3 protein-coding genes and 1 pseudogene are annotated in these 18,548 nt (G+C 48.9%); all 4 read left to right on the top strand.

What is annotated here, in order from left to right; translation table 11 throughout:
- Positions 1-91: 91 nt before the first annotated feature.
- Positions 92-1,525 carry a dihydrolipoyl dehydrogenase gene (lpdA, locus tag G8D99_RS11025; protein WP_166325787.1) on the top strand — a complete coding sequence of 478 codons (1,434 nt, stop codon included), beginning with the start codon at positions 92-94 and terminating at the stop codon, positions 1,523-1,525.
- Positions 1,526-1,690: 165 nt separating this feature from the next.
- A pseudogene (gene sucC / locus G8D99_RS11020) lies at positions 1,691-2,860 on the top strand (ADP-forming succinate--CoA ligase subunit beta); the annotation flags it as partial.
- 12 nt (positions 2,861-2,872) lie between these two features.
- A complete protein-coding gene (gene sucD, locus G8D99_RS11015; RefSeq protein ID WP_166325781.1) occupies positions 2,873-3,763 on the top strand; it encodes a succinate--CoA ligase subunit alpha in 891 nt (296 codons plus the stop codon).
- Positions 3,764-4,127: 364 nt separating this feature from the next.
- The gene (locus tag G8D99_RS11010) at positions 4,128-18,542 is read left to right on the top strand and encodes an Ig-like domain-containing protein (protein ID WP_166325778.1); all 14,415 of its coding nucleotides are present in this window, start codon (positions 4,128-4,130) and stop codon (positions 18,540-18,542) included.
- The last annotated feature ends 6 nt before the right edge of the window (positions 18,543-18,548 follow it).

The raw sequence follows: 18,548 nt of genomic DNA, 5'->3' as shown, positions 1-18,548 counted from the left end.
TAAATTTGAAATCTCCCCAAACCCCTCTTTAGAAAGAGGGGCTGTCCCCCTTTGTGAAAGGGGGATTTAGGGGGATTCTTTGGAGATAAATATGTCTCAACAGTTTGATCTTGTTGTGATTGGCGGTGGACCAGGTGGTTATGAGGCTGCGATTCGTGCAGCTCAACTTGGTTTTAAAGTTGCGTGTATCGAAAAACGTATTCACAAAGGCAAGCCATCTTTAGGTGGTACGTGCTTAAATGTGGGTTGTATCCCATCTAAAGCATTGCTTGATTCTTCTCACCGTTATGAAGATACAGTACATCACTTAGATGATCACGGTATTACCACGGGTGAAGTGAAGTTTGATCTTGCAAAACTTCTAGATCGCAAAGACAAAATTGTAAACCAACTCACTATGGGTATCGATGGTCTTCTTAAAGGCAACGGTATTGAATGGTTAAAAGGTACTGGTAAACTCCTTGCAGGTAAAAAAGTTGAGTTTGTTTCTCACGAAGGTGAAACTCAAATTTTAGAACCGAAATATGTGATCCTTGCATCTGGTTCAGTACCAGTGAATATTCCTGTTGCACCTGTAGATCAAGACATCATTGTTGACTCTACTGGCGCGCTTGAATTCCCAGAAGTACCGAAACGTTTAGGTGTGATTGGTGCAGGTGTTATTGGTTTAGAGCTTGGTTCTGTTTGGCGTCGTCTAGGGTCTGAAGTTGTTGTATTTGAAGCAATGGATACATTCTTACCAATGGCTGATAAAGCATTGGCAAAAGACTACCAAAAAGTATTAACCAAACAAGGTCTTGATATCCGTGTTGGCGCTAAAGTAGCGGGCACAGAAATCAATGGTCGTGAAGTGACTGTTCAATACACCCAAGGCGGTGAAGACAAAACGCAAACTTTCGACAAGTTGATCGTTTGTGTCGGTCGTAAAGCCTATGCAGAAGGTTTATTGGCTGAAGATTCAGGCATTAAATTGACTGAACGTGGTTTAGTTGAAGTTAACGATTGGTGTGCAACTTCTGTTGAAGGCGTATACGCAATTGGTGACTTAGTACGTGGTCCAATGCTTGCACATAAAGCAATGGAAGAAGGCGTAATGGCTGTTGAACGTATGCACGGTCATGCAGCTCAAGTGAACTACGACACCATCATTTCTGTAATTTACACACACCCTGAAGCGGCGTGGGTGGGTTTAACAGAAGAGCAAGCGATCGATAAAGGCCATGAAGTGAAAACTGGTCAATTCGGTTTCGCTGCGAACGGTCGTGCAATGGCAGCGGGTGAAAATGCTGGTTTTGTGAAGTTCGTTGCTGATGCGAAAACAGATCGTTTACTCGGTATGCACGTGATTGGACCTGCTGCGTCTGATATCGTTCACCAAGGTATGATCGCACTTGAATTTGTATCTTCTGTAGAAGATTTACAATTGATGACTTTCGGTCATCCAACTTTCTCTGAAGTGGTTCATGAAGCTGCACTTGCAGTCGATGGACGTGCGATTCACGCGATTCAACGCAAGCGTAAATAAATCAAAAAAGAGCGGCTTAGGCCGCTCTTTTTGCATTTGATGGTTGTTTTTGTATGAATAATCATCTAAAACTATAAGTACAAAATTTAATAAATGCCAATACTTATTGCGATGGATGTTTAAGTATTGATTGATCATAAAAAGTGAAAAGTAGTCAAAGGTAAAAAAATGAATCTACACGAATATCAAGCAAAAGCGCTGTTAAAGAAATATGGAATGCCTGTTCAGGAAGGGATTCTTGCAACCAATGCAGAGGAAGCAGTCGCTGCATTTGAACAACTCGGCGGTAAGTTCGCTGTGATGAAAGCGCAAGTTCATGCAGGTGGTCGTGGTAAAGCAGGTGGCGTAAAAGTCGCGAAATCAAAAGAAGAAGTTGCTGATTATGCTAATTCAATCATTGGTACCCGTTTAGTCACTTATCAAACCGATGCCAATGGTCAGCCAGTCAACAGTATCCTCATTTGTGAAGATGTTTATCCGGTTGAACGTGAATTGTACTTAGGTGCAGTGGTCGATCGTTCAAGCCGCCGTGTGACCTTTATGGCATCGACAGAGGGCGGTGTTGAAATTGAAAAAGTGGCTGAAGAAACCCCTGAAAAAATTATTAAAGTTGAAGTAGATCCTTTGGTCGGCTTATTGCCATTCCAAGCGCGTGATGTGGCATTTCAATTAGGTCTAAAAGACAAACAAATTAATCAGTTTGTGACCATCATGACTTCAGCGTATAAAGCTTTTATTGAAAATGATTTTGCGTTGTTCGAAATCAATCCGCTATCTGTACGTGAGAATGGTGAGATTCTGTGTGTCGATGCCAAAGTCGGTATCGACTCAAATGCGCTGTACCGTCTGCCAGAAATTGCAGCGATGCGTGATAAATCTCAAGAAAATGAGCGTGAGTTAAAAGCGTCTGAATTTGATCTGAACTATGTGGCCTTAGAAGGTAATATTGGTTGTATGGTTAATGGTGCGGGTCTCGCGATGGCCACCATGGACATCATTAAACTGTATGGTGGTCAACCTGCAAACTTCTTAGACGTCGGTGGTGGTGCAACCAAAGATCGTGTGATTGAAGCGTTTAAAATTATTTTGTCAGATAGCTCTGTACAAGGTGTATTGATCAATATTTTTGGTGGAATTGTACGTTGTGACATGATTGCTGAAGCGATTATTGCAGCGGTTCAAGAAGTAAATGTAACGGTACCTGTGGTTGTTCGCTTAGAAGGTAACAATGCTGAGTTAGGTGCCAAATTACTTGATGAATCAGGTCTTAAATTAATTTCTGCAACAGGCTTAGCTGATGCTGCAGAAAAAGTTGTTGCCGCAGTAAAAGCATAAGGAGTATCAATCATGAGCGTATTAATTAATAAAGACACCACTGTTTTGGTACAAGGCTTTACAGGTAAAAACGGCACATTCCATTCAGAACAATCCATTGCATACGGCACCAAAGTCGTGGGTGGGGTAACGCCAGGTAAAGGGGGAACAACCCATTTAAACCTACCTGTCTTTAATACCATGGCAGAAGCGGTGAAAGAAACAGGGGCAACTGCAACCTCAATTTATGTTCCTGCACCTTTTGTACTTGATTCGATTATTGAATCAATTGATGCTGGTGTAGAACTGATTGTGGTCATCACTGAAGGTGTACCGACACTGGATATGTTGAAAGCAAAACGTTACCTCGAAACCTATGGCAACAATGCACGTTTAATTGGTCCAAACTGTCCAGGCATTATCACTCCAGGTGAATGTAAGATCGGGATTATGCCGGGTCATATTCATCAACCCGGTAAAATTGGGATTATTTCACGTTCCGGTACATTGACTTATGAAGCGGTGGCGCAAACCACGAAGTTGGGTCTGGGTCAGTCAACCTGTATTGGCATTGGTGGTGATCCGATTCCGGGCATGAACCAAATTGATTGCTTAAAATTGTTCCAAGAAGATCCTGAAACTGAAGCGATCATTATGATTGGTGAAATTGGTGGTACGGCTGAGGAAGAAGCGGCGGAATACATTCAATCCAACGTAACCAAACCTGTTGTCGGTTATATTGCAGGTGTGACAGCGCCTAAAGGTAAACGTATGGGACATGCGGGTGCAATTATTTCGGGTGGTAAAGGAACGGCTGAAGAGAAATTTGCAGCGTTTGAAAAAGCGGGCATGGCATATACACGTAGTCCCGCTGAGCTGGGTTCGACCATGCTTCAAGTGTTGAAAGAGAAAGGTTTGGCTTAATTGAATTAAGTTATTTCTTAGATTAGCATCTAAAAAAGCCTCCAATTATGGGGGCTTTTTTATGTGTTTTAATTAACGAAATAAAAATAAAATGATCTGTGTTTAAAATAAATTTGGATCTAAAAATGAGATGGGTAAATAAAACAAATTAAATTGTTAAGAATATATTAACTCTATGTGAATAATATATTCATTGTATTATTTTTAAATAAATTATTTAAACATTGTTGTTCTTTTTGTATTTTTAATGTGCAATTATAAAACTAATAAAAATTTATTAATTTAAATAGTGTGATTCAATTCGCATTATTTTAAAATAATATAAGTTCCATATATTAAAAAAGAAATAAATTAGGTGAATAAAATGCATACTATTTCTACTGTATCTAAAAAAACACATGTTTTGACCAGTGAGACAGATAATAATTTAGTTTCTTTAACTGAGAATTCAGTGGTTATTATTAATCGCTCTAAAGATGATGTCTTGAAAATAGTTAGAAATGGAAATGCAGTTGAAATCCAATTTAAAAATGGTGATGTGATTATCATTGAGAATTTTTTCAATGATAAAAATGATGCTGATAACAGTATTGTCTTTAATGATGAAGATGGAAAATTATATTGGGCTGAATTTACCGATACGCAAGGTCAAATCGATGCGATTCAATACCAATTACTCGATGATATCGAGCCATTATTATATGATGAATTTACCCCTGGATTGATACTGCCATGGTTGGGTGGTGGTGCTGCCGTAGGTGGTGCTGTGCTCGCTGGAGCAAATGACAACGATAATAATAAAAAGAGTGAAGATGTAAATGTCCCTAAATTTCCGATCATCACTGAAAACAATGGCGAAGGCATTGAAGGGACCGGTGATGCAGGCTCAACCATCATTATTACCGATTCCGAAGGCAACACGGTCAGCACTACCGTAAATGAAGACGGCACATGGGACATCAAGCCGAATCCACTGAATGAGGGTGAGATTGGCAAAATTGAAGCGGTGGATGACAATGGCAATAGCTCGGGTCAACAACCGATCACCGGAGGCGATCAAACTGCCCCAACTGCCCCGATCGTCACTGAAAACAATGGCGAAGGTATTGAAGGGACAGGTGATGCAGGCTCAACCATCATTATCACCGATTCCGAGGGGAACACGGTCAGCACCACCGTGAATGAAGATGGCACATGGGACATCGAGCCGAATCCACTGAATGAGGGTGAGATTGGCAAAATTGAAGCGGTGGATGACAATGGCAATAGCTCGGGTCAACAACCGATTACCGGGGGCGATCAAACTGCCCCAACTGCCCCGATCGTCACTGAAAACAATGGCGAAGGTATTGAAGGGACAGGTGATGCAGGCTCAACCATCATTATCACCGATTCCGAGGGGAACACGGTCAGCACCACCGTGAATGAAGATGGCACATGGGACATCGAGCCGAATCCACTGAATGAGGGTGAGATTGGCAAAATTGAAGCGGTGGATGACAATGGCAATAGCTCGGGTCAACAACCGATTACCGGGGGCGATCAAACTGCCCCAACTGCCCCGATCGTCACTGAAAACAATGGCGAAGGTATTGAAGGGACAGGTGATGCAGGCTCAACCATCATTATCACCGATTCTGAGGGCAACACGGTCAGCACCACCGTGAATGAAGACGGCACATGGGACATCGAGCCGAATCCACTGAATGAAGGTGAGATTGGCAAGATAGAAGCGGTGGATGACAATGGCAATAGCTCTGGTCAACAACCGATTAATCGTGGTGATGAATCTCCACCTAAACTTGCTGCTGAGTTGAATGAAGAAGGCACTTTGGTCACAGGCCAAACCGAGCCAAACACCTGGGTTGAAATCCGTGATCCTGTCACTGATGAAGTGATTGCATCAGGCACCTCAGATGACAACGGTGACTTTAGTATCAAGCTAGATCCAGCAATCACCGATGGCAACAGTGTGGATGTGGTGGCAATTGATGAAGCGGGCAACCCAAGTCAGCCACAAAAACTGACGGGGGACAAAGACACCATTGCACCAAAAGACCTCAGCGCAAACTTAAATGCTGATGGTGATGTGGTGACCGGTAAAACCGAAGCCGGTGCCAAAGTTGTGGTGAAAGACAAAGCTGGCAACATCATCGGCACAGCGACTGCAGATGCTGAGGGTAACTACAGCGTTACGCTAAGCACCCCATTAACCGACAATGCACAAGGCTTTGTAACGGCAGCAGATGCCGCAGGCAACACGATTGGACCGAAGACGGTGGTGGGTGGCAAAGACACCATCGCACCGGAACTCGAGGCGACACTGAACCCAGAAGGTACTTTGGTGACTGGTGAGACCGAGCCAAACACCTGGGTTGAAATCCGTGATCCTGTCACTGAGCAAGTGATTGCATCAGGCACCTCGGATGACAACGGTGACTTTAGTATCAAGCTGGATCCAGCAATCACCGATGGCAACAGCGTGGATGTGGTCGCAATTGATAAAGCGGGTAACGACAGTGCGCCTGTCGAATTAACTGGCAGCAAAGACACCATTGCACCAAAAGACCTCAGCGCAAACTTAAATGCTGACGGTGATGTGGTGACGGGTAAAACCGAAGCCGGTGCCAAAGTTGTAGTGAAAGACAAAGCTGGCAACATCATCGGCACAGCGACTGCAGATGCTGAGGGTAACTACAGCGTAACGTTAAGCACCCCATTAACCGACAATGCACAAGGCTTTGTAACGGCAGCAGATGCCGCAGGCAACACGATTGGACCGAAGACGGTGGTCGGTGGCAAAGACACCATCGCACCGGAACTCGAGGCAGAACTCAATCCAGAAGGTACAGTGGTCACAGGCCAAACCGAGCCAAACACCTGGGTTGAAATCCGTGATCCTGTCACTGAGCAAGTGATTGCATCAGGCACCTCAGATGACAACGGTGACTTTAGTATCAAGCTGGATCCAGCAATCACCGATGGCAACAGCGTGGATGTGGTGGCAATTGATGAAGCGGGCAACCCAAGTCAGCCACAAACACTGACGGGGGACAAAGACACCCTTGCACCCAAAGACCTCAGCGCAAACTTAAATGCTGATGGTGATGTGGTGACCGGTCAAACCGAAGCCGGTGCCAAAGTTGTAGTGAAAGACAAAGCTGGCAACATCATCGGCACAGCGACTGCAGATGCTGAGGGTAACTACAGCGTAACGTTAAGCACCCCATTAACCGACAATGCACAAGGCTTTGTAACGGCAGCAGATGCCGCAGGCAACACGATTGGACCGAAGACGGTGGTCGGTGGCAAAGACACCATCGCACCGGAACTCGAGGCAGAACTCAATCCAGAAGGTACAGTGGTCACAGGCCAAACCGAGCCAAACACCTGGGTTGAAATCCGTGATCCTGTCACTGAGCAAGTGATTGCATCAGGCACCTCAGATGACAACGGTGACTTTAGTATCAAGCTGGATCCAGCAATCACCGATGGCAACAGCGTGGATGTGGTGGCAATTGATGAAGCGGGCAACCCAAGTCAGCCACAAACACTGACGGGGGACAAAGACACCCTTGCACCCAAAGACCTCAGCGCAAACTTAAATGCTGATGGTGATGTGGTGACCGGTCAAACCGAAGCCGATGCCAAAGTTGTAGTGAAAGACAAAGCTGGCAACATCATCGGCGAAGCGACTGCAGATGCTGAAGGTAACTACAGCGTTACGCTAAGCACCCCATTAACCGACAATGCACAAGGCTTTGTGACGGCAGCAGATGCCGCAGGCAACACGATTGGACCGAAGACGGTGGTCGGTGGTAAAGACACCATCGCACCGGAACTCGAGGTAGAACTCAATCCAGAAGGTACTTTGGTCACAGGCCAAACCGAGCCAAACACCTGGGTTGAAATCCGTGATCCTGTCACTGATGAAGTGATTGCATCAGGCACCTCAGATGACAACGGTGACTTTAGTATCAAGCTGGATCCAGCGATCACCGATGGCAACAGTGTGGATGTGGTGGCAATTGATAAAGCGGGCAACTCAAGTCAGCCACAAAAACTGACGGGGGACAAAGACACCCTTGCACCCAAAGACCTCAGCGCAAACTTAAATGCTGATGGTGATGTGGTGACGGGTAAAACCGAAGCCGATGCCAAAGTTGTGGTGAAAGACAAAGCTGGCAACATCATCGGTGAAGCGACTGCAGATGCTGAGGGTAACTACAGCGTTACGCTAAGCACCCCATTAACCGACAATGCACAAGGCTTTGTAACGGCATCCGATGCCGCAGGCAACACGATTGGACCGAAGACGGTGGTGGGTGGCAAAGACACCATCGCACCGGAACTCGAGGCGACACTGAACCCAGAGGGTACAGTGGTCACAGGCCAAACCGAGCCAAACACCTGGGTTGAAATCCGTGATCCTGTCACTGATGAAGTGATTGCATCAGGCACCTCAGATGAAAACGGTGACTTTAGTATCAAGCTAGATCCAGCGATCACCGATGGCAACAGCGTGGATGTGGTCGCAATTGATAAAGCGGGCAACCCAAGTCAGCCACAAACACTGACGGGGGACAAAGATACCCTTGCACCCAAAGACCTCAGCGCAAACTTAAATGCTGACGGTGATGTGGTGACGGGTCAAACCGAAGCCGATGCCAAAGTTGTAGTGAAAGACAAAGCTGGTAACATCATCGGCGAAGCGACTGCGGATGCTGAGGGTAACTACAGCGTTACGCTAAGCACCCCATTAACCGACAATGCACAAGGCTTTGTAACGGCAGCAGATGCCGCAGGCAACACGATTGGACCGAAGACAGTGGTCGGTGGCAAAGACACCATCGCACCGGAACTCGAGGCAGAACTGAGCACAGACGGTACAGTGGTCACAGGCCAAACCGAGCCAAACACTTTGGTTGAAATCCGTGATCCTGTCACTGATGAAGTGATTGCATCAGGCATCTCAGATGACAATGGTGACTTTAGTATCAAGCTGGATCCAGCGATCACCGATGGCAACAGCGTGGATGTGGTGGCAATTGATGAAGCGGGCAACCCAAGTCAGCCACAAACACTGACGGGGGACAAAGACACCCTTGCACCAAAAGACCTCAGCGCAAACTTAAATGCTGATGGTGATGTGGTGACGGGTAAAACCGAAGCCGATGCCAAAGTTGTGGTGAAAGACAAAGCTGGCAACATCATCGGCGAAGCGACTGCAGATGCTGAAGGTAACTACAGCGTTACGCTAAGCACCCCATTAACCGACAATGCACAAGGCTTTGTGACGGCAGCAGATGCCGCAGGCAACACGATTGGACCGAAGACGGTGGTCGGTGGCAAAGACACCATCGCACCGGAACTCGAGGCAGAACTGAGCACAGACGGTACAGTGGTCACAGGCCAAACCGAGCCAAACACCTGGGTTGAAATCCGTGATCCTGTCACTGATGAAGTGATTGCATCAGGCACCTCAGATGACAACGGTGACTTTAGTATCAAGCTGGATCCAGCGATCACCGATGGCAACAGTGTGGATGTGGTGGCAATTGATAAAGCGGGTAACGACAGTGCGCCTGTCGAATTAAGCGGCAGCAAAGATACACAAGCACCGGAACTCGAGGCAGAACTCAATCCAGACGGTACAGTGGTCACAGGCCAAACCGAGCCAAACACCTGGGTTGAAATCCGTGATCCTGTCACTGAGCAAGTGATTGCATCAGGCACCTCGGATGACAACGGTGACTTTAGTATCAAGCTGGATCCAGCGATCACCGATGGCAACAGCGTGGATGTGGTGGCAATTGATGAAGCGGGCAACCCAAGTCAGCCACAAACACTGACGGGGGACAAAGACACCCTTGCACCAAAAGACCTCAGCGCAAACTTAAATGCTGACGGTGATGTGGTGACGGGTAAAACCGAAGCCGATGCCAAAGTTGTGGTGAAAGACAAAGCTGGCACCATCATCGGTGAAGCGACTGCAGATGCTGAGGGTAACTACAGCGTTACGCTAAGCACCCCATTAACCGACAATGCACAAGGCTTTGTGACGGCATCCGATGCCGCAGGCAACACGATTGGACCGAAGACGGTGGTGGGTGGTAAAGACACCATCGCACCGGAACTCGAGGCAGAACTGAGCACAGACGGTACAGTGGTCACAGGCCAAACCGAGCCAAACACCTGGGTTGAAATCCGTGATCCTGTCACTGAGCAAGTGATTGCATCAGGCACCTCAGATGACAACGGTGACTTTAGTATCAAGCTGGATCCAGCGATCACCGATGGCAACAGCGTGGATGTGGTGGCAATTGATAAAGCGGGTAACGACAGTGCGCCTGTGGAATTAACTGGCAGCAAAGATACACAAGCACCAGAACTCGAGGCGACACTGAACCCAGAGGGTACTTTGGTGACCGGTGAGACCGAGCCAAACACCTTGGTTGAAATCCGTGATCCTGTCACTGATGAAGTGATTGCATCAGGCACATCGGATGAGGATGGTTATTTTGAAATCCCATTGGATCCTGCTTTAACTGATGGCGACAAAGCGAATGTGGTGGCAATTGATGAAGCGGGCAATCCAAGTGCGCCTGTCGAATTAAGCGGCAGCAAAGATACACAAGCACCGGAACTCGAGGCAGAACTGAGCACAGAAGGTACTTTGGTGACCGGTGAGACCGAGCCAAACACCTGGGTTGAAATCCGTGATCCTGTCACTGATGAAGTGATTGCATCAGGCACCTCCGATGAGGATGGTCATTTTGAAATTGAGCTGAGTCCAGCGATCACCGACGGCAACAGCGTGGATGTGGTGGCAATTGATAAAGCGGGTAATCCAAGTCAGCCACAAACACTGACGGGGGACAAAGACACCCTTGCACCAAAAGACCTCAGCGCAAACTTAAATGCTGAGGGTGATGTGGTGACGGGTCAAACCGAAGCAGATGCTAAAGTTGTGGTGAAAGACAAAGCTGGCAACATCATCGGCGAAGCGACTGCAGATGCTGAGGGTAACTACAGCGTTACGCTAAGCACCCCATTAACCGACAATGCACAAGGCTTTGTAACGGCAGCAGATGCCGCAGGCAACACGATTGGACCGAAGACGTTGGTCGGTGGCAAAGACACCATCGCACCGGAACTCGAGGCAGAACTCAATCCAGACGGTACAGTGGTCACAGGCCAAACCGAGCCAAACACCTGGGTTGAAATCCGTGATCCTGTCACTGATGAAGTGATTGCATCAGGCACCTCAGATCAGGATGGTCATTTTGAAATTGAGCTGAGTCCAGCGATCACCGACGGCAACAGCGTGGATGTGGTGGCAATTGATAAAGCGGGTAATCCAAGTCAGCCACAAACACTGACGGGGGACAAAGACACCCTTGCACCAAAAGACCTCAGCGCAAACTTAAATGCTGATGGTGATGTGGTGACGGGTAAAACCGAAGCCGATGCCAAAGTTGTGGTGAAAGACAAAGCTGGCAACATCATCGGCGAAGCGACTGCAGATGCTGAAGGTAACTACAGCGTTACGCTAAGCACCCCATTAACCGACAATGCACAAGGCTTTGTAACGGCAGCAGATGCCGCAGGCAACACGATTGGACCGAAGACGGTGGTGGGTGGCAAAGACACCATCGCACCGGAACTCGAGGCAGAACTGAGCACAGACGGTACAGTGGTCACAGGCCAAACCGAGCCAAACACCTGGGTTGAAATCCGTGATCCTGTCACTGATGAAGTGATTGCATCAGGCACCTCAGATGACAATGGTGACTTTAGTATCAAGCTGGATCCAGCAATCACCGATGGCAACAGCGTGGATGTGGTGGCAATTGATGAAGCGGGCAACCCAAGTCAGCCACAAACACTGACGGGGGACAAAGACACCCTTGCACCCAAAGACCTCAGCGCAAACTTAAATGCTGATGGTGATGTGGTGACCGGTCAAACCGAAGCCGATGCCAAAGTTGTAGTGAAAGACAAAGCTGGCAACATCATCGGCGAAGCGACTGCAGATGCTGAAGGTAACTACAGCGTTACGCTAAGCACCCCATTAACCGACAATGCACAAGGCTTTGTGACGGCAGCAGATGCCGCAGGCAACACGATTGGACCGAAGACGGTGGTCGGTGGCAAAGACACCATCGCACCGGAACTCGAGGTAGAACTCAATCCAGAAGGTACTTTGGTCACAGGCCAAACCGAGCCAAACACCTGGGTTGAAATCCGTGATCCTGTCACTGATGAAGTGATTGCATCAGGCACCTCAGATGACAACGGTGACTTTAGTATCAAGCTGGATCCAGCGATCACCGATGGCAACAGTGTGGATGTGGTGGCAATTGATAAAGCGGGCAACTCAAGTCAGCCACAAAAACTGACGGGGGACAAAGACACCCTTGCACCCAAAGACCTCAGCGCAAACTTAAATGCTGATGGTGATGTGGTGACGGGTAAAACCGAAGCCGATGCCAAAGTTGTGGTGAAAGACAAAGCTGGCAACATCATCGGTGAAGCGACTGCAGATGCTGAGGGTAACTACAGCGTTACGCTAAGCACCCCATTAACCGACAATGCACAAGGCTTTGTAACGGCATCCGATGCCGCAGGCAACACGATTGGACCGAAGACGGTGGTCGGTGGTAAAGACACCATCGCACCGGAACTCGAGGTAGAACTCAATCCAGAAGGTACTTTGGTCACAGGCCAAACCGAGCCAAACACCTGGGTTGAAATCCGTGATCCTGTCACTGATGAAGTGATTGCATCAGGCACCTCAGATGACAACGGTGACTTTAGTATCAAGCTGGATCCAGCGATCACCGATGGCAACAGTGTGGATGTGGTGGCAATTGATAAAGCGGGCAACTCAAGTCAGCCACAAAAACTGACGGGGGACAAAGACACCCTTGCACCCAAAGACCTCAGCGCAAACTTAAATGCTGATGGTGATGTGGTGACGGGTAAAACCGAAGCCGATGCCAAAGTTGTGGTGAAAGACAAAGCTGGCAACATCATCGGTGAAGCGACTGCAGATGCTGAGGGTAACTACAGCGTTACGCTAAGCACCCCATTAACCGACAATGCACAAGGCTTTGTAACGGCATCCGATGCCGCAGGCAACACGATTGGACCGAAGACGGTGGTGGGTGGTAAAGACACCATCGCACCGGAACTCGAGGCAGAACTGAGCACAGACGGTACTTTGGTCACAGGCCAAACCGAGCCAAACACCTGGGTTGAAATCCGTGATCCTGTCACTGATGAAGTGATTGCATCAGGCACCTCAGATCAGGACGGTCATTTTGAAATTGAGCTGAGTCCAGCGATCACCGATGGCAACAGCGTGGATGTGGTGGCAATTGATGAAGCGGGCAATCCAAGTGCGCCTGTCGAATTAACTGGCAGCAAAGATACACAAGCACCGGAACTCGAGGCAGAACTGAACCCAGAGGGTACAGTGGTCACAGGCCAAACCGAGCCAAACACTTTGGTTGAAATCCGTGATCCTGTCAGCGGTGAAGTGATTGCATCAGGCACATCGAATGAGGATGGTTATTTTGAAATTGAGCTGAGTCCAGCGATCACCGATGGCAACAGCGTGGATGTGGTGGCAATTGATAAAGCGGGTAATCCAAGTCAGCCACAAACACTGACGGGGGACAAAGACACCCTTGCACCAAAAGACCTCAGCGCAAACTTAAATGCTGATGGTGATGTGGTGACCGGTAAAACCGAAGCCGGTGCCAAAGTTGTAGTAAAAGACAAAGCTGGCAACATCATCGGCGAAGCGACTGCAGATGCTGAGGGTAACTACAGCGTTACGCTAAGCACCCCATTAACCGACAATGCACAAGGCTTTGTAACGGCAGCAGATGCCGCAGGCAACACGATTGGACCGAAGACGGTGGTGGGTGGCAAAGACACCATCGCACCGGAACTCGAGGCAGAACTCAATCCAGAAGGTACTTTGGTCACAGGCCAAACCGAGCCGAACACCTGGGTTGAAATCCGTGATCCTGTCACTGAGCAAGTGATTGCATCAGGTACATCGGATGAGGATGGTTATTTTGAAATTGAGCTGAGTCCAGCCTTAACTGATGGCAACAGCGTGGATGTGGTGGCAATTGATGAAGCGGGCAATCCAAGTGCGCCTGTCGAATTAACTGGCAGCAAAGATACACAAGCACCAGAACTCGAGGCGACACTGAACCCAGAGGGTACTTTGGTGACCGGTGAGACCGAGCCAAACACCTTGGTTGAAATCCGTGATCCTGTCACTAATGAAGTGATTGCATCAGGCACATCGGATGAGGATGGTTATTTTGAAATCCCATTGGATCCTGCTTTAACTGATGGCGACAAAGCGAATGTGGTGGCAATTGATGAAGCGGGCAATCCAAGTGCGCCTGTCGAATTAAGCGGCAGCAAAGATACACAAGCACCGGAACTCGAGGCGACACTGAACCCAGAGGGTACTTTGGTCACAGGCCAAACCGAGCCAAACACCTGGGTTGAAATCCGTGATCCTATCACTGATGAAGTGATTGCATCAGGGACATCAGATGACAACGGTGACTTTAGTATCAAGCTAGATCCAGCGATCACCGATGGCAACAGCGTGGATGTGGTGGCGATTGATAAAGCGGGTAACGACAGTGTGCCTGTCGAATTAACCGGCAGCAAAGACACCATTGCACCAAAAGACCTCAGCGCAAACTTAAATGCTGATGGTGATGTGGTGACCGGTAAAACCGAAGCCGATGCCAAAGTTGTGGTGAAAGACAAAGCTGGCAACATCATCGGTGAAGCGACTGCGGATGCTGAGGGTAACTACAGTGTTACGCTAAGCACCCCATTAACAGACAATGCACAAGGCTTTGTCACGGCAGCAGATGCCGCAGGCAACACGATTGGACCGAAGACGGTGGTGGGTGGCAAAGACACCATCGCACCGGAACTCGAGGCAGAACTGAGCACAGACGGTACAGTGGTCACAGGCCAAACCGAGCCGAACACCTGGGTTGAAATCCGTGATCCTGTCACTGAGCAAGTGATTGCATCAGGCACCTCGGATGACAACGGTGACTTTAGTATCAAGCTGGATCCAGCGATCACCGATGGCAACAGCGTGGATGTGGTGGCAATTGATAAAGCGGGTAATCCAAGTCAGCTACAAACACTGACGGGGGACAAAGACACCCTTGCACCAAAAGACCTCAGCGCAAACTTAAATGCTGACGGTGATGTGGTGACCGGTCAAACCGAAGCCGGTGCCAAAGTTGTGGTGAAAGACAAAGCTGGCAACATCATCGGCGAAGCGACTGCGGATGCTGAGGGTAACTACAGCGTTACGCTAAGCACCCCATTAACAGACAATGCACAAGGCTTTGTCACGGCAGCAGATGCCGCAGGCAACACGATTGGACCGAAGACGGTGGTGGGTGGCAAAGACACCATCGCACCGGAACTCGAGGCAGAACTGAGCACAGACGGTACAGTGGTCACAGGCCAAACCGAGCCGAACACCTGGGTTGAAATCCGTGATCCTGTCACTGATGAAGTGATTGCATCAGGCACCTCAGATCAGGATGGTCATTTTGAAATTGAGCTGAGTCCAGCAATCACAGATGGCAATAGCGTGGATGTGGTGGCAATTGATGAAGCGGGCAATCCAAGTGCGCCTGTCGAATTAAGCGGCAGCAAAGACACCCTTGCACCAAAAGACCTCAGCGCAAACTTAAATGCTGACGGTGATGTGGTGACCGGTCAAACCGAAGCCGGTGCCAAAGTTGTAGTGAAAGACAAAGCTGGCAACATCATCGGCGAAGCGACTGCGGATGCTGAGGGTAACTACAGCGTTACGCTAAGCACCCCATTAACAACAGACAATGCTGAAGGCTTTGTAACGGCAGCAGATGCCGCAGGCAACACGATTGGACCGAAGACGGTGGTGGGTGGTAAAGACACCATCGCACCGGAACTCGAGGCAGAACTCAATCCAGACGGTACAGTGGTCACAGGCCAAACCGAGCCAAACACCTGGGTTGAAATCCGTGATCCTGTCACTGAGCAAGTGATTGCATCAGGCACCTCGGATGACAACGGTGACTTTAGTATCAAGCTGGATCCAGCGATCACCGATGGCAACAGCGTGGATGTGGTGGCAATTGATGAAGCGGGCAACCCAAGTCAGCCACAAACACTGACGGGGGACAAAGACACCCTTGCACCAAAAGACCTCAGCGCAAACTTAAATGCTGATGGTGATGTGGTGACCGGTCAAACCGAAGCCGGTGTCAAAGTTGTAGTAAAAGACAAAGCTGGCAACATCATCGGTGAAGCGACTGCAGATGCTGAGGGTAACTACAGCGTTAAGCTAAGCACCCCATTAACCGACAATACACAAGGCTTTGTAACGGCAGCAGATGCCGCAGGCAACACGATTGGACCGAAGACGGTGGTGGGTGATAAAGACACCATCGCACCGGAACTCGAGGTAGAACTCAATCCAGAAGGTACTTTGGTCACAGGCCAAACCGAGCCAAACACCTGGGTTGAAATCCGTGATCCTGTCACTGATGAAGTGATTGCATCAGGCACCTCAGATGACAACGGTGACTTTAGTATCAAGCTGGATCCAGCGATCACCGATGGCAACAGTGTGGATGTGGTGGCAATTGATAAAGCGGGCAACTCAAGTCAGCCACAAAAACTGACGGGGGACAAAGACACCCTTGCACCCAAAGACCTCAGCGCAAACTTAAATGCTGATGGTGATGTGGTGACGGGTAAAACCGAAGCCGATGCCAAAGTTGTGGTGAAAGACAAAGCTGGCAACATCATCGGTGAAGCGACTGCAGATGCTGAGGGTAACTACAGCGTTACGCTAAGCACCCCATTAACCGACAATGCACAAGGCTTTGTAACGGCAGCAGATGCCGCAGGCAATACGATTGGACCGAAGACGGTGGTCGGTGGCAAAGACACCATCGCACCGGAACTCGAGGCAGAACTCAATCCAGAAGGTACTTTGGTCACAGGCCAAACCGAGCCAAACACCTGGGTTGAAATCCGTGATCCTGTCACTGATGAAGTGATTGCATCAGGCACCTCAGATGACAACGGTGACTTTAGTATCAAGCTGGATCCAGCGATCACCGATGGCAACAGTGTGGATGTGGTCGCAATTGATAAAGCGGGTAACGACAGTGCGCCTGTCGAATTAAGCGGCAGCAAAGATACACAAGCACCGGAACTCGAGGCGACACTGAACCCAGAAGGTACTTTGGTGACCGGTGAGACCGAGCCAAACACCTTGGTTGAAATCCGTGATCCTGTCACTGAGGAAGTGATTGCATCAGGCACATCGGATGAGGATGGTTATTTTGAAATCCCATTGGATCCTGCTTTAACTGATGGCGACAAAGCGAATGTGGTGGCAATTGATGAAGCGGGCAATCCAAGTGCGCCTGTCGAATTAAGCGGCAGCAAGGACACCCTTGCACCAAAAGACCTCAGCGCAAACTTAAATGCTGATGGTGATGTGGTGACGGGTCAAACCGAAGCCGATGCCAAAGTTGTGGTGAAAGACAAAGCTGGCACCATCATCGGTGAAGCGACTGCAGATGCTGAGGGTAACTACAGCGTTACGCTAAGCACCCCATTAACCGACAATGCACAAGGCTTTGTGACGGCATCCGATGCCGCAGGCAACACGATTGGACCGAAGACGGTGGTCGGTGGTAAAGACACCATCGCACCGGAACTCGAGGCAGAACTGAGCACAGACGGTACAGTGGTCACAGGCCAAACCGAGCCAAACACTTTGGTTGAAATCCGTGATCCTGTCACTGATGAAGTGATTGCATCAGGCACCTCAGATGACAATGGTGACTTTAGTATCAAGCTGGATCCAGCAATCACCGATGGCAACAGCGTGGATGTGGTGGCAATTGATGAAGCGGGCAACCCAAGTCAGCCACAAACACTGACGGGGGACAAAGACACCCTTGCACCCAAAGACCTCAGCGCAAACTTAAATGCTGATGGTGATGTGGTGACCGGTCAAACCGAAGCCGATGCCAAAGTTGTAGTGAAAGACAAAGCTGGCAACATCATCGGCGAAGCGACTGCAGATGCTGAAGGTAACTACAGCGTTACGCTAAGCACCCCATTAACCGACAATGCACAAGGCTTTGTGACGGCAGCAGATGCCGCAGGCAACACGATTGGACCGAAGACGGTGGTCGGTGGCAAAGACACCATCGCACCGGAACTCGAGGCAGAACTGAGCACAGACGGTACAGTGGTCACAGGCCAAACCGAGCCAAACACCTGGGTTGAAATCCGTGATCCTGTCACTGATGAAGTGATTGCATCAGGCACCTCAGATGACAACGGTGACTTTAGTATCAAGCTGGATCCAGCGATCACCGATGGCAACAGCGTGGATGTGGTGGCAATTGATAAAGCGGGTAACGACAGTGCGCCTGTGGAATTAACTGGCAGCAAAGATACACAAGCACCAGAACTCGAGGCGACACTGAACCCAGAGGGTACTTTGGTGACCGGTGAGACCGAGCCAAACACCTTGGTTGAAATCCGTGATCCTGTCACTGATGAAGTGATTGCATCAGGCACATCGGATGAGGATGGTTATTTTGAAATCCCATTGGATCCTGCTTTAACTGATGGCGACAAAGCGAATGTGGTCGCAATTGATGAAGCGGCAATCCAAGTGCGCCTGTCGAATTAAGCGGCA

The organism is Acinetobacter lanii, from assembly GCF_011578285.1.
GTDB classification, from domain to species: Bacteria; Pseudomonadota; Gammaproteobacteria; order Pseudomonadales; family Moraxellaceae; genus Acinetobacter; species Acinetobacter lanii.
The sequence above is the reverse complement of the archived record's forward strand: the minus strand, read 5'-3'. Positions and strand labels throughout refer to the sequence as shown.